Source organism: Enterococcus sp. 1001283B150225_161107_E12, assembly GCF_015556925.1.
GTDB classification, from domain to species: domain Bacteria; phylum Bacillota; class Bacilli; order Lactobacillales; family Enterococcaceae; genus Enterococcus_B; species Enterococcus_B mundtii.
Genome location: NZ_JADNNI010000002.1, coordinates 70,639 through 89,979, shown reverse-complemented (window position 1 = coordinate 89,979; position 19,341 = coordinate 70,639). Strand labels below are relative to the sequence as shown.

Annotated in this window: 15 protein-coding genes; 2 read left to right on the top strand and 13 right to left on the bottom strand. The window is 40.7% G+C overall.

All coding sequences use genetic code 11. The features are described from left to right. Positions 1–36: 36 nt before the first annotated feature. From I2F89_RS02270 to fdrA, 7 genes are all read right to left on the bottom strand, one after another. Positions 37–1,497 (bottom strand): glycoside hydrolase family 1 protein, encoded by a 1,461-nt coding sequence (locus tag I2F89_RS02270; RefSeq protein ID WP_195513465.1) that lies wholly within the window; start codon positions 1,495–1,497, stop codon positions 37–39. A 31-nt stretch (positions 1,498–1,528) separates the two neighbouring features. Beyond that, positions 1,529–3,370 carry a beta-glucoside-specific PTS transporter subunit IIABC gene (locus I2F89_RS02265; protein WP_195513340.1) on the bottom strand — a complete coding sequence of 614 codons (1,842 nt, stop codon included), beginning with the start codon at positions 3,368–3,370 and terminating at the stop codon, positions 1,529–1,531. Between the two features lie 203 nt (positions 3,371–3,573). Further along, positions 3,574–4,788 (bottom strand): dicarboxylate/amino acid:cation symporter, encoded by a 1,215-nt coding sequence (locus I2F89_RS02260; protein WP_074799632.1) that lies wholly within the window; start codon positions 4,786–4,788, stop codon positions 3,574–3,576. A gap of 6 nt (positions 4,789–4,794) precedes the next feature. Next, positions 4,795–5,733: a carbamate kinase gene (gene arcC, locus I2F89_RS02255; RefSeq protein WP_195513339.1), complete on the bottom strand. Its 939-nt coding sequence runs from the start codon at positions 5,731–5,733 to the stop codon at positions 4,795–4,797. Between the two features lie 22 nt (positions 5,734–5,755). After that, entirely contained in the window at positions 5,756–7,000 is a 1,245-nt protein-coding gene (locus I2F89_RS02250) for an MFS transporter (protein WP_195513338.1), read from the bottom strand. Next, positions 6,970–7,845: a DUF2877 domain-containing protein gene (locus tag I2F89_RS02245; protein WP_074799629.1), complete on the bottom strand. Its 876-nt coding sequence runs from the start codon at positions 7,843–7,845 to the stop codon at positions 6,970–6,972. The genes I2F89_RS02250 and I2F89_RS02245 overlap by 31 nt, the downstream gene beginning before the upstream one ends. Then, positions 7,838–10,849, bottom strand: a complete 3,012-nt coding sequence (gene fdrA / locus I2F89_RS02240) for a DUF1116 domain-containing protein (RefSeq protein ID WP_195513337.1) — start codon at positions 10,847–10,849, stop codon at positions 7,838–7,840. Before fdrA ends, I2F89_RS02245 begins: the two co-directional genes overlap by 8 nt. 121 nt (positions 10,850–10,970) lie before the next feature. Here fdrA and I2F89_RS02235 point away from each other — a divergent pair, with 121 nt between their 5' ends. Then, the gene (locus I2F89_RS02235) at positions 10,971–12,566 is read left to right on the top strand and encodes a PucR family transcriptional regulator (RefSeq protein ID WP_074799627.1); all 1,596 of its coding nucleotides are present in this window, start codon (positions 10,971–10,973) and stop codon (positions 12,564–12,566) included. Then, positions 12,538–13,362, top strand: coding sequence for an alpha/beta hydrolase fold domain-containing protein (locus tag I2F89_RS02230; protein WP_074799626.1), 825 nt, complete (start codon positions 12,538–12,540; stop codon positions 13,360–13,362). The genes I2F89_RS02235 and I2F89_RS02230 overlap by 29 nt, the downstream gene beginning before the upstream one ends. 120 nt (positions 13,363–13,482) lie before the next feature. Here the strand turns inward: I2F89_RS02230 and I2F89_RS02225 are convergent, their stop codons facing one another. The 6 genes from I2F89_RS02225 to I2F89_RS02200 are packed head-to-tail and all read right to left on the bottom strand — an operon-like array spanning position 13,483 to position 19,124. After that, entirely contained in the window at positions 13,483–14,103 is a 621-nt protein-coding gene (locus tag I2F89_RS02225; protein WP_074799667.1) for an AAA family ATPase, read from the bottom strand. Between the two features lies 1 nt (position 14,104). After that, positions 14,105–14,974, bottom strand: coding sequence for a class II fructose-bisphosphate aldolase (locus tag I2F89_RS02220; protein ID WP_195513336.1), 870 nt, complete (start codon positions 14,972–14,974; stop codon positions 14,105–14,107). 21 nt (positions 14,975–14,995) lie between these two features. Continuing rightward, complete coding sequence (locus I2F89_RS02215; RefSeq protein WP_074799666.1) at positions 14,996–15,388, bottom strand: hypothetical protein; 393 nt, start codon at positions 15,386–15,388, stop codon at positions 14,996–14,998. A gap of 19 nt (positions 15,389–15,407) precedes the next feature. Continuing rightward, entirely contained in the window at positions 15,408–16,697 is a 1,290-nt protein-coding gene (locus tag I2F89_RS02210) for a PTS sugar transporter subunit IIC (RefSeq protein WP_074799624.1), read from the bottom strand. A 24-nt stretch (positions 16,698–16,721) separates the two neighbouring features. Continuing rightward, positions 16,722–17,024, bottom strand: coding sequence for a PTS sugar transporter subunit IIB (locus I2F89_RS02205; RefSeq protein ID WP_010736508.1), 303 nt, complete (start codon positions 17,022–17,024; stop codon positions 16,722–16,724). 18 nt (positions 17,025–17,042) lie between these two features. Continuing rightward, positions 17,043–19,124: a BglG family transcription antiterminator gene (locus I2F89_RS02200; protein ID WP_195513335.1), complete on the bottom strand. Its 2,082-nt coding sequence runs from the start codon at positions 19,122–19,124 to the stop codon at positions 17,043–17,045. Positions 19,125–19,341 lie beyond the last annotated feature (217 nt).

Sequence of the window (19,341 nt, the reverse complement as noted above, 5' to 3'; positions counted from 1 at the left end):
GTCAAGGTTACTCCTTGAACGCATCGAACAGTTCCTTCACTCGATGGATCGACCGTTCGTTCTAATAACTTCTTTATACCAGTAAAATGAATCTTTACGCAAGCGATCATAACTTCCATTTCCTTCATCATCCGCATCTACATAAATGAATCCGTAACGTTTTGACATTTGAGAGGTTCCGGCACTGACTAAATCAATAGGTCCCCAACTTGTATACCCAATCAAATCAACCCCTTCATCGATGGCTGCTTTCATCGCTTTGAAATGTGCAGTAAAATAAGCGATTCGATAGGGATCATGGATTTCATCGTCAATCACTTCATCAAAAGCTCCCATGCCATTTTCAACGATCATCAAGGGTACTTGATAACGGTCATATAATTCTAGTAAAGAAATTTTCAAGCCTAAAGGATCAATTTGCCAACCCCAATCTGTCGCTTCTAAATAAGGATTTTTAACACCCAAAACGGTATTCCCCGGTGTCCGCTCTGCCTTTGGATCTGCGGATTCACACATAGACATATAATAACTAAACGATAGGAAGTCTGCCGTATGTTCTTTCAATAATTCTTTATCACCAGGTAACATGTCGATCGTGATATGACGGTTGGCTAAGTCTTTCAACACGAGTGGCGGATACGTACCTTTGACTTGAACATCCGCATAAAAATGATTGTTCATATTCTTTTTCAATGTTCGTTCCACATCTTCTGGTCGACTCGTCAACGGATAGGTCATCAATTTGGTCAACATACAACCAACTTGGCTACCAGGGATCTTTTCATGGCAATGTTTCGTTGCTAAAGCCCCTGCCACAAATTGATGATGTAACGCTTGATAGATAGCCGCTTCGATTTTGTCTGGTTCGATCGTATCAGTCAAAATCCCGGCAGTCGTAAATGGGTGTCTAAAAATACTATCCACTTCATTGAACGTCAACCAGTAATGAACGTACTCCCCAAATTCGTCAAAACAAGTATCTGCAAATCGAACAAAGTCATCCACCACACTTCGTTGAATCCAACCGTTGCCTTTCATCGCTAATGCTAATGGCATCTCATAATGAGACAAGGTCACAATCGGTTCGATTCCTAAGCGCTTCATTTCTTTAAAAACTTCTTTGTAAAATGAGACACCTTCAGGATTAGCTGTCTTTTCATCCCCATTTGGAAAGAGTCGGGACCAAGCAATCGACAAACGTAATGTAGTAAACCCCATTTCCGCAAATAACGCTAAATCCTCTTTGTAACGATGATAGAAATCGACCCCTCGTCGTTTAGGGAACCACTTGTCTGTAGGGTCGGCTATTGCTTCTTCTACTTTTTCGATCGTCACACCTACATGAGCTGCGTAATCTTTATTGTCTACATTGGGTTTGTAGGTTGCAACATCGGCCACAGATAACCCTTTTCCACCAATATCCCATGCCCCTTCTACTTGGTTTGCTGCAATTGCACCTCCCCATAGAAATCCTTCGGGAAAACCTGTTTGTGTCATATCCATTTTTCTATTCCTCACTTTCATTTTTTCATTTTGCTAAAGCAGAAATCATCAATAACTCAGTTTCGGGTGTCACTGATTGATTTTCTACTTGACGATCAATGTGATACTCCTTCTGATTGGTCACGACCACCACAACGACTGGATCAAATCCTGCTTGTTTGATTTTTTCAATATCAAACTCAAGTAAACGCTCGCCTGGTTGCACCATCTGCCCTTCTTGAACAAGGGCATGGAAACCTTCACCTTGTAACTTGACTGTATCGATTCCTACATGAATCAGTAATTCTACTCCGCTCACCGTTCGTAACCCGATTGCATGACCTGTCTCAAATAGCATGGTCACTTGTGCTTCTTCAGGAGAAAAAACAATACCTTCTTCTGGAATGACCCCGACACCTTCGCCAACCATCCCACTAGAAAAGACATCATCTGGGACTGTTTCAAGAGGAATCACTTGCCCTTTGACTGGGCTCACGATACCCCAAGCTCCTCCCCTACGACTCTCGTTCTCTTCTTGTGTGGTTGCTTCTTCTTGATCTTTAAAAAATACCAAGCCACCTACAAACGACACAACAAAAGAAAGAGCTGTACAGACGAATGCCCAGACAAGATTCATCGGTTGATCTGCACTGGCAAACATAGTGATACTCGCAATCCCTGGTCCAACCAATGCGAAGGCTTCTAAAGCCATGATTCCGGCAAATATCCCGCCGATGAAACTAGAAACCATCACGATACTCAATACCCGTTTGTGTAAGATCGTTACCCCATATAATGCGGGTTCAGTGATACCAAACAAAGCTGAGATTCCTGCAGAAATCGCTGTTTGTCGCAATTTCATATTTTTTGTCTTTAAACTTACGGCAAAACATGCACCAGATTCAGCGATATTATGTGCCAAAGAAGCCGGTAAATAGAGCATCTCTTTTCCTAACTCTCCCATTGAAGAAACAGCATAAGGAATCATCGCTTTGTGCATGCCAGTAACGACCATCAATGGTAGAACTGCGGCAAGTAAGCCTGTTGCTAACCAGCCTAATCGTTGATATAACTCGACGATCAAATACGAGAATGCGCCACCAACGTTATATCCTAAAGGGCCTAAAATCAGCAGTGCAACTGGAACAGTCACTAATAAAGCAACCATCGGAACAAAGAAAATACGAATCGGCTTCGGAGAAATTTTCGTGACATATTTTTCGACGATACTGTAAAATAACACCGTTAAGATTGCTGGGAAGACTTGAGAAGCATACGCAATATTTTCAATTGAGAACCCTAGAAAGGAGGTTCCGTCTGCTAGAAGGGTTGCCATCTCTGGTAAAAGCAAAGCACTTACTGCTGAAACAGCTACGATTTCATTGACTTTTAGCTTTCTTGCTGTCGTCATCGCAACTAAAATCGGTAAGAAGTAAAGAGGCGCTCCTCCGATCAAATTCAATAGCAGGTAAGTAGATGAGTTTGTATCCATCACACCCAATAAAGATAAGAGCAGTAAAAGTGATTTTAAGACACCGCCACCTGCAATCGCGGGAATCAACGGTTGAAAGACTGAAATGATAAAATCAAGTAAAATTGTGCCAACAGGTTTCTTTTCTTTGTTTATGTTCTGATCTGCAGAGATTTCTCCGATCAATTTGGCTAATTCGTCATAAACTTCCACTACTTCATTCCCAATGATTACTTGGAATTGAGCATTGCTACGAACACCAATGACCCCATCTAAGCGTTCTAACTCTTCACGATTTGTTTGTTTGACATCTTTCAACGTAAAACGAAGTCTAGTTGAACAATGTTCCAAATGAATGATATTTTCTTTTCCGCCAACGAATTGTAAAATATGCTTTGCTAAAGTTTGATAATCCATTTTTTCCACTCCTTCTTTCGTTTTCCTTTTTCGCTGCGCAGACAAAAAAGAAAAAAGCAGGCAAGACCATAAGAAATAACAACAAAGGATTCTTTGTGTGTCTTTCTTTAGGTCCTGCCTGCTTTACCAGTCACATGCCTGTTTTATTTACATTTACTATAACAAGTATTTTTTAAAATTGCAACCCCTTTCTTTTTATTCATTTAGCCACGGTTAAAAATCTCATAATCGATTTCATCGACTGATTTTGCCACTAGGATCGCTGAATACACATCAGAATTGACATTCAAAATCGTGCGCAACATCCCTACTAACCATTCGACACCGCCAAAAATGGCAATACTTTCAATAGGTAACCCCATTTGCGGCACGATGATGGCTAAAGAAACTAGCCCCGCACCAGGAACTACCGCATTGGCTAAAGAAATAAAAGTAGCTAAAATCGCAAGATAGACCATGGTCGTCCATTGAAACTCTACTTGGTACATCTGAGCGATCGTGATCACCGTCAGTGCCATGTGCATTGCTGAGCCATTACTGTTCAATGACATCCCTAATGGTAAGACTAAGTGACTGATTCGCTTACTCAACCCTAATTTATGTTGTGCTTCTTCTAATTCGATTGGTAAAGTGATGGCTGAAGAAGTCGTTGCAAGCGCCATGATCGACATATTCTTCATATTCATGATCAATTTTAACGGATGTAATCGGCCGTATATACTGACAACAACTAACCATCCCAGTAAGAACAATACTGTAGCTAAGCTATACACCAGTAGATATTTCACCATTGGCAGAATGACTTGTGCGCCTAATTGGCTGATACTGCTACTCACCAAGGCAAATATCCCAATAGGGGCAAAATGCATCACATACTTGATGACTTGGATAATCACTTCGTTAAAATCAATGATTAGTTGAAACAACTTCGATTGGGGCTGTTTTTGTCCATAGTGATTCAAGGCTAGGCCGAAAAAAATCGCGAAAACAATGATTTGGATAATCGAACCTTGCGTAAGGGAGTCAAAAATATTTTTAGGCACAAACTGGAGAAATGTTTCTTGGATCGACAGCTCTTGCGCCTCGATCGTAGGACTTAATCGCTCTATATGTTCCATGCCAGATCCAGGCGTAAACAAAACAGCCAATAACACACCCCATAAAGCTGCCAATAAGGAGGAAATCCCAAAGATGAGCAAGGTGCGTGTCCCAATACTTGCTAATTCCTTCAAATCAATACTACCTAAAGCTTGAATGATCTGACCAAGGATCAATAATGGAATCGCCATCTGCATCAGTCGTAAAAATACTTCGCCAATCGGTTTTAACACAGACGCACTCATAGGCCAGAACATCCCCACCAGAATACCTAAAGCCAATGCAAGGCTAATTTGAGTGATCATGGCATTTTTTTTCATCACTCGTTACCTCGTTTGTTGAATCACTGTTCCCGCACCTTCAGTCAAATGGTTCAATTTTTCAATGGAAGTAATGACTGCTTGACGTTTTGGATCACTTGCAACAAAACGGACCGCTGCCTCTACTTTTGGCAACATACTTCCAGCTGCAAAATGACCACCAGCTACGTATTCTTTTGCTTCTTCGGGAGTCATCGTCCCTAAGGCTTGTTCTTCTGGTTTTCCATAGTTGATATAGATATGCTCGACACCAGTTAAAATGATCAAACGATCGGCACCCATAGCGTCTGCCAATACGGCTGCTGAGAAATCTTTATCATTGACCGCTTCCACGCCTTGATAAAGCCCAGATGATTCAATCACTGGGATACCACCACCACCTGCACAAATCGTGACAACATTAGCTGCTACTAATGCTTGGAGTGCTTCTTTTTCCACAATTTCTTTTGGTTGAGGAGATGCAACGACTTTACGGTAGCCATGTCCTGCATCTTCCACGTATGTTCCTTCATTCTTTTGTACCGATTTTTTTGCCTCCTCTTCTGTATAAAATGGTCCAATCGGTTTCGTTGGCTTCTGAAACGATGGATCATTCGGATCAACTAACACTTGTGTCACGATGGAGACGACCGGTTGGTTGATCCCATGTTGCGTAAACGCATTGGTTAACGCTTGTTGTAACCAATAGCCAATACTTCCTTGCGTCATTGCGACACATGTATCCAAGCTCATTGGAGGATTTTTTGCGCTTATTCCTGCTTGTTGCTGCAATAATAAATTGCCAACCTGCGGACCATTGCCATGACAAAGAATGACTTGTTCTCCTTGTTCAACAAAAGCTGCGATAGCTTCAGCCGCCTGTTCGACTACGGCTTTTTGTCCTTTATCGGTTGGATCAGTTTCTAAAATAGCATTCCCACCTAAAGCAATCACATTTAATCCCATGTCTTTCCTACACCTCTTTCTATTACTTCAGCGTTTGTGTACGATCCTCTTTTGCCAATAGGGCAAAGAGAATCAACCCGATGATCAACAAGACACAAGAGAGGTAAAAACCAACTTGCATCGAACCTGAAGTATCTGCTAAATAACCAGTAACGTAAGGCGCTAAAATCGATCCTGACATCCCGATAAAATTATACGCACTTAACGTCGTTCCTAAGGCTGCTCTTGGTGCATGTTTCGTGACAAACGTCACCATGATCGGGTCAAGTGCTAATTTCCCAGTCAATCCATAAAGAATAAGCACTGTGATCAATAAGGTACGATTGGTAACAAAAGCGATAGCAAAAACCGAAACGATTGCTAATGGAACCAAAACAAACACTAGTTTCTTCGTCGCTCCTGTCTTATCATTGACCCGTGCAAAGAGTAAGGCGCCTGGTATCGATGCCCAAGGGACTAAAGAAGAAATAAAGCCGACACTCGCTCCAGTAAATCCACGTTCTGCAATCAAAAACTGCGGCAACCAAGTGAGAATCACAAAATTAGCATAAATGCTGGTAAAACATAAAATAAAGGCTGCTACTAAGTTACGATTTGTAAAAATCTGCTTCAAAGAAATTTTTTCTTTTGGACCTTCTTCCACTTCCGCTTCTTCACCCGGACGGATCACTTTTTCTTTCAACAATACATAAAACAAAATGCCGACAATCAATGTAGGGATCGCCATAAGATAAAAAGGTTTGCTCCAATCATCTCCGTTTTCTAAGACCAATTTACTTGATAGAAGATAACCGCCTGATGTTCCAAAAGCCATACCACTATTAATGATGGCATTTCCAATCGTCCGTTTACTCTTTGGAATCGCTTCTGTCGACAAGGCAAACTGTGGACCGTAGTAAGCACCTTGCCCGATCCCAGCGATGGCACGAATCACTAAGAATAAAATAAACGTCGTGGCTAATCCGGTGAAGTATGTCGCTACTGCCAAAAGTAAAAATCCCACTGTGATGACTAACTTTCGTCCAATTTTGTCTCCGACGATCCCAAAAGGAATCTGAGCGATGGCATATGTCAGAAAGAAAATACTATTTGCTAAGCCTAATTGCGTATTGCTTAAACCGAATTCTTCCCCGACCACCCCCATGATCGGGTTGAAAATCGTTCGTGTGGCATACATCAAGATCCAACCAATAAAAAAGATTACTACTACTTTGATCCAGTAAGTATCACTGACTCTTACTGCTTGTTTTTGTTTACTCGCTTCCATGTTTCACCCTCACTTTCTTCTCCTTCGATTGCTTGTAGCGCCAACCAAATACCAAAAGCTAGATCCTTTCCCGAAGAATGACCGATTCTCATGATTTTCTCTAACTGTTCTTCTATTTTCCCCTCTTGATTTTGTGCTAAGTCTGAAAATAATTGATACACTAGTGAGTTGGCGTACCCCTTTGTCGCACAAGTTAGATACGCTTGACTGATTGCAGTCGTTGCCGTTTGGGCTTCTCCCAGAGCAACCGCTAGCGCGATTCCTCTGGGATCTGAAACAGTCCCTAAAACAAGCTGATAGCCCATCAATAGGTCATCACCACTAGGCGTCAACCCTTTGCCTCTGCCTAAAAGATAACCAACGACTTCTTGCCATTCAGTTGTCGTCCACTCTCTGTTTGGCTGTGCCATTCGAGCAAACAGCGTGGATGCACGTTTATCTACCGGTAACCCGATTTTTGTCTGCCAGTTTTTTTCAGCCAAAAATGGTTTCAATAAAAGTAGTTGTTTTTTTGATAGCCCTAACGTGAAGACGTTGAGAGGAACCAGCCGACACGGTTTTAATGTCACTTGTCTGACACTTGAAATACTGTAAATCGTCAATACATCATCATTTATTTTTACACGATTTCCTGTTTGAAGAGCCGAAGCAAGTGTGTTAAATCGATATTCAGGAAGATTGATACCAAAACTAGATAGATAGTCATGAAAACAGGCGATATTGATCAATTGTTGCTTTATTTCAACATTAAAGGAATGCTCAAATACGCTGTGGATCACACCTATTTTTCCAAATTGCAAAAGTGGAGATAAATACTCGCTCATTTGAATTTCTTGATTACTCAACGTTGATCCCTAGCTCCTTAGCATAGGCCTCTAAGGCTTGTTCAAAGCAAGCGAGTGGTGCCCGAACTGTACCTGCGCCAATTTGCCCCACTCCAGCATTTTTGTGCGCGATTCCAGTATTTATAACAGGAGTGATTCCTGTTTCCACCACTTTGCGAATATCGATTCCTAAGCAAGTTCCTTGAAAATCCCAAGTTGGTATCGAAAACGTTGGGTTATGCCCTTCGCAGATTTTCGCCATTTCATTTGAGGTTGCTAACGCATCTTCAAAACCACCTGCGCCAACAAAACGGGTCACACCTGGTGCTGCCACCATGGCCATTCCTCCTACACCGACAGTTTCTGTGATAGCACTATCGCCAATATCGGGATTACCATCTTCTTCATTGAATCCTGTAAAGTACAAGCCCTTTGGTGTGTTTACAGGCGCTAGATGCCATGTATCGCCTGTTTCTGCGATTCGAACACCAAAATCAACACCATTACGTGTCATCGTTGTCACGATTGTTCCTTTAGTCCCTTGGCGCGCACCATCGACGATTGCTTTTCCCGTAGCCATCATGATATTCAAGAAAAATTGATCCGTATCTGCTAAGAACTTGATTACATCATATTTTTGTTCTTCAGGAATCTCCGTTTGAATGATCAATGGAGCGATTTCTTTCAGGAAATTCAAAGAAGCAGCAATATTTCTTTGATGGAATTCATCCCCCATCGTAATCGACCGAGCGATCAAAACATTTAGATTCAATCCTTCCTCGGTGAATGCCAACGCTTGATGAATTGTTGGTCCTAGTACTTCTTTGATCCAATCTAAGCGATCAACGACTTCTTGGGAATACGCACCAAAACGTAATACCTTACCGATACCTTCATTCAAGATACAGAAGGCTTGATTGCCTTCTTTCCGGTTTTCAACAATGAAGACCGGCATATCACCAGAAGTGATCCCTCCCATCGGTCCTACTGCTTGTACATGATGACAAGGAATGAATCGCACTTCATTTGCTTCAAAAAGTGCTAATGCTTCTTCTTCGTTTTCTGCCCAACGTTCGAATAACGCTGCACCTAGACACGCGCCTCGCATCGGTCCGGTCATCGCCTCCCAAGTGATTGGCGGACCTGCATGCAATAGTGTTTTTTGCTTTGGATCATTTAATTCAGGAATCACCGTTTTTGCAGGGACCACATCGACCAGAAACGGCTGTGCGTTCTTGATTTTTTCTGTCACTTTCTGATTTTCTTCGTCAATTTGCTCCTGATGCTCTTCCAACGCATCTAAAATTTTGATCATTTTCTTGTTACCGCTTGCGCGAGGCCGCCAATCCAACTGGACTGTTTGTCCACCATAGGTGACAATCGATTCGGTGAAGCTTTTCAAACCGACATTCACTACACGCGGTTTCGTCGTCAATAATTCCATGACTTGCTCACTCGGTTGTGGTACAGCAACTGTTTTTCCATCATATGCTAAGACTTCTTTATCTGCTTCAGACAATCTGATGCCTTTTAACAACAATGCCAGTTGAACCGCTTTAGCATTACTCTCTGCGACAAAAACACCTGCTTCTTTCAAGCGTTCCACTGATTTTTGGTAGTCTTGTGGATCATTCTTCGTCCCACAGACTGTCGCCACGAAATAAAGTTCACGTCCTGCTTTTTCCGCTTCTGACTGCGCAGATTGGAGCGTTGGTAACAATGCACCCACCATGTCTTCATGTGCACCATATCCTAAAACAATATCAAATAAGATGACGCCAGTTTCTTCTTCCTTGGCGTACTCTTCTATTTTGTGGATCCGGACTTCCGGATCGATCATTGGATGTGGTTTCCCTTGTGTATAACTATCATCTCCTAAATCAATCACTTCATAACCTTGAGATTTCAAGATGTACCCATCTTCTTTGACCAGACCACCTAAATCTAATGCTTCTGAAATCAGCATGCCTGCTTCAGCTGCGAGCGTTCCTCCAGAATATAGCCCTTTGACGACTTTTTCTTTAGCAAGCGTCAAGACATCCGGTTGTTCTAGTGCTTCAAAGTAATTTTTTTTCACTGTTGCTTCGTTTGCTAAATCTACAGCGATACGGGCAGTTTCCTCTAACGTGTGTGCCAGATAGACTTTTCCTTCGTGATTCGTTGGTTTTTCTCCTAAAAATATAGCGACGACTGGTTTTGAAATACTCTGCAATAATTGCACTACTTCGTCACGTACCTCTTTTGCAGGTGGCTTAGAAATCACACAGATCACATCTGTTGGTTCATGGTTTTCAAGTGCCACGATTGCATCTTTGACCGTTATTGCTCCCACCTTGTCGCTCAGGTCACGACCACCGGTACCAATAGCATGAACCACACCTCCACCTAGACGATCAATGATTGTCGTCACTTCTTGGATACCCGTACCAGATGCACCAACTACGCCAATATTTCCAGGTGCGACAACATTCGTAAAAGCAATTGGAATACTCGATAAAATACCTGTCCCACAATCTGGCCCCATCATCAGTAATCCTTTTTCATGCGCTAGTTTTTTCAGACGGACTTCATCTTCGATCGCAATATTATCCGTAAATGAAAAAACATGCAGATTATTCTTCAACGCACGTGCCATTTCTGCTGCGCCGTATTCCCCCGGAATACTAAACAAGGCGACATTTGCATCTGGTAATTGTTTCAATGCTTCTTTCCACGTGGTCACTGATTTATTCGGTTGCGCTGTCTCTTTTGCTGATAGATCCGCTAAAAAATCATCAATCATTGGCAGTACCTTTTCCATGATTGATTCATCCTCACTCTCTACCACGATCATTAAATCGTTCGCAGACGCAGTTTGTGCCTTTTCTGTTAAAAGTGACGTGTTATTCAAAATATCTTTATTAGCATCCGTTCCCATCATGATCTGGCTCATGTTGACTTCCTCAAGCGAATTGATTTGATTAGTCAATAGCATCAAGTTGATGGAATCTTGATAATTATTTGGTAAAACAACCGTTTCTAACATAATGCCCCTCCTTATTCATTCTTACACTGTCATTGTAGAAGATTAAGAAAGTGTTTTCATCGGACGTATTTCTAAAAGAATGCTATACTTTTTATCCATAAAAGGAAAAAAGGAGAATATGATGAAATTAAGGGAGTTATTATTGCTAGGTGAACTAAAAAAAGGGAAGATTCTAACGAATGAGATCGGTTTAGATAATGAAGTCGAAACTGCAATGGTCTTAGAAGCCATTGATATCGAAAATTGGAGTAAACAAAATCAGCTGATCCTGACCTCGTTTTATGCATTGAACGACTTGTCAGAAAAAGAACTGGAAGATTTTTTCATCAAGATGTGTCAAATCGGGATCAGTGGTCTTGTGTTAAAAACCGATCGTTTTATCAAGGTGATCCCCGAATGGTTTATTGCATTGTGCTTCAAATATGAAATCCCATTGATCAAAATCAGCCAAGAAATCAGCTATGAAAAAATTCTATTAACGATTTATGAGCCGTTACTCAATGCACATGCCCATACTTTACGAACCTACTATGAAGCACGCCAAAGATTCAACCGTCTAGAAAAGCAGTTTTCTTCTTTAGAAACGATCATGCAAGAGTTTTATCAAATCATCGAACTTCCTTTTTCCTTAAAATTGCTTGATAAAGAAATCGAAATTTGCGAAGGGCTGGTTCCAACCGATGCCATCGTACTCTCACGTGAATCGCTACCGCAAACAGATTTCATGAAAAACGATTATTCTTTACTGACACTTTATGCTCAAACAGACTCGAAAAAACGCTATGCATTAGAGATTGCGATTTTCAATAACTACTCTCTCAATTGCTTATTGCTTGTTTATCTGAACAACCAACAAATCAAAGAAACCGACCTAGTCATTATCGAAAATGCCATTGACGCCTTGCAAGAAAAATTCAATACAGAAAGCCTATTGAAAAAAGAACGTTATACCCGTTTAAATAATTTAGCTGATGCGATTTTACAAAATACACCACGAAATCCTGAAGAATTAGATAGCTTGCTACAAGAAGCGCATATGCAGTCAAAAGATACTTACCAGACAATCGTCTTTTCAACTAAAGAGATGCAAACGCAATTAATGAAAAATCGCATCCTTACACTTTTACGGACACTGAAAAAAGAGGCGATTTTCTTTGACCAACATCAATATTCAGCTGTTTTATTCAACTTTGCTCAATCGGAAGGGCCTATCACTAAAGATCAGATTTCACGTCTGATGGTAGAAATACTCGCAGAAAATGAACAAGTAACCTTTGCCATCAGCCAAGCAAAACCACGACAAGAAATCAAGGAATTGTTGTTTGAATGTTTGGATATTTTGAATTTCAATACCTCATTTTACAACGGTCCTGTTGTGACATCCGAAGATATCGGCATATTCAAACATTTTATTCGAGAAAATCAGATAGCAACATTGCAAGAAGCAATCCCTCGAAAATTGGCGCAGTTGGCTCAAACAGACTATGACTTATTTGAAACTTTTTATTGTTTTTTACAACACAATCGCAACTACAAACAAACAGCAGAAGCAATGTTTTTACATGCTAAAACGATTCGTTATCGTCTCCACAAAATTTCCGATTATTTATCAATTGATTTAACAAATCCGTTACAAATGGTCAATCATGAGATTGGCGCCTATATTATCAAAATGAGGAGACAGGCAAATGAAAGAAACCAAACAACTACTCGATGACATTACAGTAACCATTTATCTTGCTCAGAGCGATACACCAAAATATATCCTTTATCTGCATGGCGGCGGATTGATTTACGGATCAAAAGGTGACATACCCCATACACTAAAGGATCTCTTTCTAGCTCATGGCTATACTCTACTAACTCTTGATTACCTGTTGGCACCAAATACATCTGTAACAGAAATCATTGCAAAACTAAATGAAAGCTTTGATGTCTTAAAAAAGACAATCATCCATGAACACCCCTTTGGTATTTGTGGACGTTCTGCGGGAAGTTATTTGATGTTCCACCTAACCAAATATTTGCTTATGGATAAAAGGATTTCACCCAATTTCTTAATCAATTTTTATGGATATACTGATTTTGAATTTCTGAAGAAACAAACCAATCCCACCACACACACATTAACAGAAGAAATGCTTATAGGCATTGATCAACAAACACCCACGGCAGACGATCCACTGATGGGTCGCGCCTTACTTTATCACTACGGACGACAACACGGGATCTTAGCCGATTACTATCACTTACCGAAATCACTGGATTGGTCGGATTATGCCATTCGTGAAAAAGAACTTGCAGCTTTTCCTCCTTGCTATAGTACCGCCAGTACCTCAGACCAAGAAGTACCTTTTGCTTCAAGTAAAAGGATAAGCAAACAGATCTCGAATAGTCGATTCAAACCTGTTTATGATCTAGAACATGACTTTTTGAAACAAACAAACGAGCCACAAGTCCAAACAGTCTTAAAGAAATTATCAGATTGGTTATCCACCAAAGAGTCGCTTTGACATATGGCACGGAAATCCAGTAATAAAAATAAAAAAGCCTATCTCTCAATAAATAGGAGGATAGGCTTTCACTTTTTACGATTCATTCAAAACTTGAATCAATCAACTAGATATTAATTTTTATTGATCATTCGCCACTCGCCACTCTAACTCGTCTAACAGCGGCGTATAATCCACTTTGGAAAAATCAGTCACATCGAATGTATAAAGCGTTCCAAGTTCAAAGTGTTCATACTTTCGATCATTTATAACAGCTCTAAATTCTTCTTTGGTAATATGATTGGTTCCTAACGATCGATCGTCCAACGTATCTCCATAATGATAATGGTCCATAATATAACTCAAATGACGTTCAGGATCGCGATCTCTTTTATAACGTCGTTGCCATAGTACATCAAAGTCTGCGTGCAAGCGAATCGTGATCACTTCATAGCCATATTTTTTTGATAACGCTTCTAATGGTCCTTTTTGTTTGTCACTGAAAGGATACTCTGAAACAATCACTTTCTTCCCTGCTTCCATGTACAGTTCCAATGCCTGATAAAAGAATGGATACACCTTGTTTTTTTCTTGCTCTGCTCGTTCAGCTAAATTGTCGAACCCAATTGATTCAGCGTAATACTCTTTGACTTCATCTAAGGTAAGACGATACATCGTTGGAAACCGTTCGAACAGTCGTTCCATCAAATAAGTTTTTCCTGTTCCCGGACTTCCTGCCAAAAGAAACAAATATTTTTTCATTTTAGCTCTTTTCTGCATAGATCTCACTTCCTGTATTCAAAAACAAGCCGATTTTATGTTTGATGATTGCCTTCACTGCTTCATTGGCTGGGATCACGTTGTGGCGTAATGATCGGCTGACTTCTGTTTCACCAAAGCTTTCTTTTGCGGTTTTCGTCCAGTTGACAAGTAGCTCTGTCCCAACATTGAATTTACGGATTCCGTGATTGATCAACTCTGGATAATCTTCCTCTTTCACTCCAGTACCACCGTGGATGACCAAGGGAACATCGACTACTGCGTCGATTTCTTTCAGGAGTGGTAGATTGACTTCTGTTTTTGATTTGAATTGCCCATGATTTGTTCCAATAGCAATTGCTAATGCGTCTACTTCAGTTGCTGCTACGAATTCTACCGCATCTTCTGGTTTGGTATACACTTTATCATCTTCTGCCACATGGATTCCTTCTTCCGTCCCACCAATCGTTCCTAGCTCCCCTTCCACTGAGACACCACGAGCATGGGCGTATTCAACGACTGCTTTTGTTTTCAAGATATTCTCTTTAAAAGGTAAATGGGAACCATCATACATCACCGAAGTATAACCGCTATCGATTGCTTGCTTGATATCAGAGAAATCACGCGCATGGTCCAGATGAAGGACAGCATCCACCATTTCTTCTTCAGCGATCGTTTTCACTACATTGACTAAGACATTCATCCCAATATATTTCGCCGTATCCACACTTGTTTGGATAATGATCGGCGCACCCATTTCTTTCGCTGCTCGTAACATTTCTGGCAACATCTCCAAGTTATGCGCATTGAATGCGCCCACGGTAAAATTCAAAGCTTCTGCTGTTTTTGTTACTTCTTTTAATGTCGTATACATTTTTTATAGCCACCTTTATTCTTATTTATTCCCTGTAATCGTGAGTTGTTTAGCAATTTGTCGCATCTCGTCCATTTTCCCCATATAATGATCAATTCCTTGATCGTTCCCAGCTCGTGCAGCTTCTGCTCTTTTTGCATTATATAAAGACATCAACTTCTTGTACCCATCATTGATACTTTTCTTCAGTGATAAACTTTTTTCAAGCTGTTCGATTGCCTGATCGTTATCCCCTAATTCAGCGAGTTTTAGTCCTACTTGTTCAAAAAGAACAGCTAGTTGGTCTGTTTCTTCTGTCTGGTCGATATCTTTCTTGAGTCGTTCGATTGCTGTTTGAAGTTCTTCTTTTTCTTCGCTGGAAAGCGTCTGTATTACTTCAGGTTGCTCTTTTTTCTTTTTCAAAAAACCAAACATCATGATCCCTACTTTCACATTAGAATGCTTTTAAAATCGGACTTAAGATCCAAGCGTAAAGTAGCGCTACCACTACTGTGTCGACATCTGTCGCTGTCGCACTAACAAATCCCATTGAATTGAAAATCGTTACTAGTAATGCTGGCAACAAGGTAATAAAGAAACCATGAGCGATCCCGCCAATGATTGCTCCTCGTCGTCCACCAACTGCATTACCAAAAATACCCGCTGTCCCCCCAGCAAAGAAATTCGTCAACATCCCTGGCAGAATCATCGCTAATCCAAACATCGGTAATGTAAACATCGCAATGACCGTACCGATCGTTGTGGTGATGAACCCTAAAATCACTGCATTCGGGCTATAAGGGAAGAATACCGGACAGTCTAACGCTGGGATCGCATCAGGAACTAGTTTCATCGCAATCCCACGAAACGCTGGAACAATTTCGCCTAGTAATAAGCGTACCCCTGAAAGTAAGACGTATACACCGACAACAAACTGGATGGCTTGTAAAAAGGCAAACATGATGTAGTTTTGCCCCCCTGATAGCTCAGCCGCAAACGTCTCTCCTGCAAATAACACAGTCACAATATAAAGTGGTACCATCACCACCATGACGGATAAATACGTATCTTGTAAAAATTCAAAGTGAGCAGGCAATTTGATGTCTTCAATCGATTTCTTGTTCTCGCCTTTTTCACCAAAAATTTTTGCTACCCCAGCCTCAAATAAATAACCGATCGTACAAAAATGCCCTAAAGCAATATCGTTTGAACCGGTGACCTTACGTATGATTGGTTGCGCCATCGCTGGCATCGCAACAGCAAAAACTGCCCCAATGAAACCACCAACTAAAATCAAGACAAATCCACGTAACCCAGCAAAGTACCCAAATACAGTGGTCATCGTCGCCATCCATAAGATTGCTTGACCAGTCAAGAAGATATATTTCCATTTGGTAAACCGTGCCAGTAAAATATTGAAGACAAAAATAGCTAAAAATGTTAATGCGATGTCTCTACCTAGACCAAGTTCATTCATTGCTTGACCATTGATTGCTTCAATTGAAGGAATGATCCCTTCCATTTGGAACCCTTCGGTAAAAATTTGCCCAAAATACGTCAAACTACCGACGATGATACTCGAACCCGCACTTAAAACTTGAAAGCCTAGCAATGTTTTCAATGTACCCGAGATAATCTGACCCGTTGATTTCTTTTGCAGAATCAGCCCTAACATCGCAATCAAGGCAATCGTGATCGACGCTTGAGTCAAAATGTTTTCGATAATAAAATTGATAACGCCCATGTTTTCTCCCCCTATTTTTCTTGATTAGATAGCTCCCTTACTTTGTAAAACTGGTGTTAACTTCTCTTCGATCTCAACTTTTGAGACGATATTTTTCAAGTAAATCATGGCTGTTGTCGGATCAATGGTAAATTTCTCAAATTGTGAACGAAAATTCTCTGCGGTAATGATCACATCCGGCTTCATCGAAACGGCTGACGAAATATCACAATGATCCAGCTTAGCTGTCACTCCTAATTTATTCAATACATCTTCAGCTGACATTTGAGCGGCAAAACTACTTCCTAGTCCTGCGCCACATACAAATAAAATATTCAATTTGTTCATTCCACTCTCTCCTTCTATCTACTTAAATAGTAGTTTTTTAAATGAATCTACATTTGGACTTTCGATCAAACGAGTCAATTTCGTTTCGTCATTGATCAACTCGATCAACTCCTTCATGATTGTTAGATGGGAATACGAATCCACCGCTGCTAAGCAGAAAACGATTTTCACCGGATCCATCTCTTCATTGCCAAAATCAACTGGCTGACGAATCGTTGCGACACTCACCCCTAACTTATTGACGCCATCTTCTGGTCTGGCATGGGCTAATGCCAGGTGCTTACCAATAACGATATAGGCGCCATACTCTTCTACTGCACGGACCATCGCATCAACATAACTTGACTCAACGATATTTTCTTTCAATAATGGTTTAGCCACTCGTTCAATCGCTTCTTGCCAATTGGCTACGTGTTCTTGGATCAATATATGATTATCTGTCAAAATGTCTTTTAGCATTGGTTGGATCTCCCTTTTATTGATTTCTAAATGATTTTGCTCAAATAATGTTTCTAATTTGGTGTAGATTGGCCGATCGATCTTGCCTCCACTTTCTTCCATGATCCGCAAGACATCGGTAAACAATTCTGTTTGCCCACTCTCTGTCGGAATCAGTCGTTGGACCTTTTGGTGAGCGTTTAAAAAATCTGCAATGATCGGACGATTCGCATCGGTTAAAATAGGCTCCAACACGAGCAACGGCTTGTTCTGATCTGCTAATTGGAACGTACTGAAAATCAAGTCGACATCTAACTTATCCACCAACTCCGCTTCTTTAGAACTCAATACCGCAACAACTTCAATTTGTGGGAACTTCTCTTTTAAATTTTCTGCTAATAGATTGCCTGTCGCCAGTCCATGGTGACAAATCACCACTGATTTATACATGTACGTGACATTCTGTTTGATCGTGCTAGCAATCGTCGAAAAATGAATCACTAGAAAAGCAAGTTCATCTTCGATTATCTCTCCACCAATGACTTCCTCGATCGTTGGGACAAATAATTCAACTGCTTCATAGATGGGGCGGTAATTGGCCCGAATATTTTCTTTCAAAGGATTCGTGACTTGGATTCGATGTTTGATGCGGATGATCAAAGCCGTCATATGTTTATAAAGATTTTCACACAAGATTTCTTCTTTTAAGTGAAATGGGATGCGGGTCTGTTCCTCGACGAATTGGATCAGTTGGATCGTCAACAATTGGGCTTGGACCCATTCCAACGAATTACTAATATCTTTTGAACTGAATGTCTCGATCGTAAAACGAAGGTAGTTTCTTTCGACCGGTGGAACGTCTGTCAAGCAAAACTCAACGATGACTTTTTCAATAAAATCAGTGAAACAGTCTTTTTTTTCGTTATTATTTTTCCAATTGATGGCTGAAATAAGTTCATGCTTTCTGACTCGCTGAACCCAAATCATCGTAAACAGCAACAGTTGATTTTTGTAGATATCATCTTCTTGTCTGATCATAGTATCTGTATAGATGGCTTCGAGCTTTGCAATCTCCGAAGGTGGAAAATACTGTTGGAAACTTCTTTGAGCTGCAGTGATTTTCGTACCATTTCTTGCTGAAAAATCAATTCTTCCTAGATTCTTATTGATCAAGTCATAAATCATCGTGCGGATGGAGCGCTCCGCTCCTTTATAGACGAGTCCCTGTCTGCCAAAACTCACGATCTCGATACCGTATTTGATCAAATCCGCTCGCAAACGACGCATATCTTCGTCCATCGTACTTTTCGAAATCATGAATGCTTCTTCCTTACGATTCAAATAAACTGGCTGTTGCTCATAAGCAATTGATAACACTAAATCAAAGGTCCTCTCATCACGATTCAACAACTCCTCTTGATAAGTCACCAATGCTTCTGCCAGTCTTTTTTCTTCCTCATCGCTTAAACGCAACAGAAACCCTTGCTTACGAACCGTTTGGATCTCTCCCAGCTGATTGGCTCGCAGCCAACTATTGGCATCAAGCACATCTTGACGAATCGTTCGTTGACTGACTTGATACTCTAACGCTAATTGTTCCGCTTTGATTGGATAATGATATGCTCTAAATCTTTGAAGTAACTCAATCGTTCTCGTTTTCATATGATTGATTTTCCTTTCTGAACCAAGTATATGTTTGCGCTTCCAAAATAAAAAGTAGAGATTTCTGCCAATTAAGTTGGCAAAAAAGTAAGAACGCCTGTACTAATTTTTCAAGCAAGAAAGTAGCAGAAGTACCTACTTTCGAAAAATGAGCCGCGCAAGTCGAAAATAGTCTCTCCTATTTTTGGCTTGCGCGGCTTATTTTTCGAAAAAATCC

Coding starts and splice junctions, on each gene's coding strand:
- I2F89_RS02270 (WP_195513465.1), bottom strand. CDS start 1,497: ATGACACAAACAGGTTTTCCCGAAGGATTTCTATGGGGAGGTGCAATT.
- I2F89_RS02265 (WP_195513340.1), bottom strand. CDS start 3,370: ATGGATTATCAAACTTTAGCAAAGCATATTTTACAATTCGTTGGCGGA.
- I2F89_RS02260 (WP_074799632.1), bottom strand. CDS start 4,788: ATGAAAAAAAATGCCATGATCACTCAAATTAGCCTTGCATTGGCTTTA.
- arcC (WP_195513339.1), bottom strand. CDS start 5,733: ATGGGATTAAATGTGATTGCTTTAGGTGGGAATGCTATTTTAGAAACT.
- I2F89_RS02250 (WP_195513338.1), bottom strand. CDS start 7,000: ATGGAAGCGAGTAAACAAAAACAAGCAGTAAGAGTCAGTGATACTTAC.
- fdrA (WP_195513337.1), bottom strand. CDS start 10,849: ATGTTAGAAACGGTTGTTTTACCAAATAATTATCAAGATTCCATCAAC.
- I2F89_RS02235 (WP_074799627.1), top strand. CDS start 10,971: ATGAAATTAAGGGAGTTATTATTGCTAGGTGAACTAAAAAAAGGGAAG.
- I2F89_RS02230 (WP_074799626.1), top strand. CDS start 12,538: ATGAAAGAAACCAAACAACTACTCGATGACATTACAGTAACCATTTAT.
- I2F89_RS02225 (WP_074799667.1), bottom strand. CDS start 14,103: ATGAAAAAATATTTGTTTCTTTTGGCAGGAAGTCCGGGAACAGGAAAA.
- I2F89_RS02220 (WP_195513336.1), bottom strand. CDS start 14,974: ATGTATACGACATTAAAAGAAGTAACAAAAACAGCAGAAGCTTTGAAT.
- I2F89_RS02215 (WP_074799666.1), bottom strand. CDS start 15,388: ATGTTTGGTTTTTTGAAAAAGAAAAAAGAGCAACCTGAAGTAATACAG.
- I2F89_RS02210 (WP_074799624.1), bottom strand. CDS start 16,697: ATGGGCGTTATCAATTTTATTATCGAAAACATTTTGACTCAAGCGTCG.
- I2F89_RS02205 (WP_010736508.1), bottom strand. CDS start 17,024: ATGAACAAATTGAATATTTTATTTGTATGTGGCGCAGGACTAGGAAGT.
- I2F89_RS02200 (WP_195513335.1), bottom strand. CDS start 19,124: ATGAAAACGAGAACGATTGAGTTACTTCAAAGATTTAGAGCATATCAT.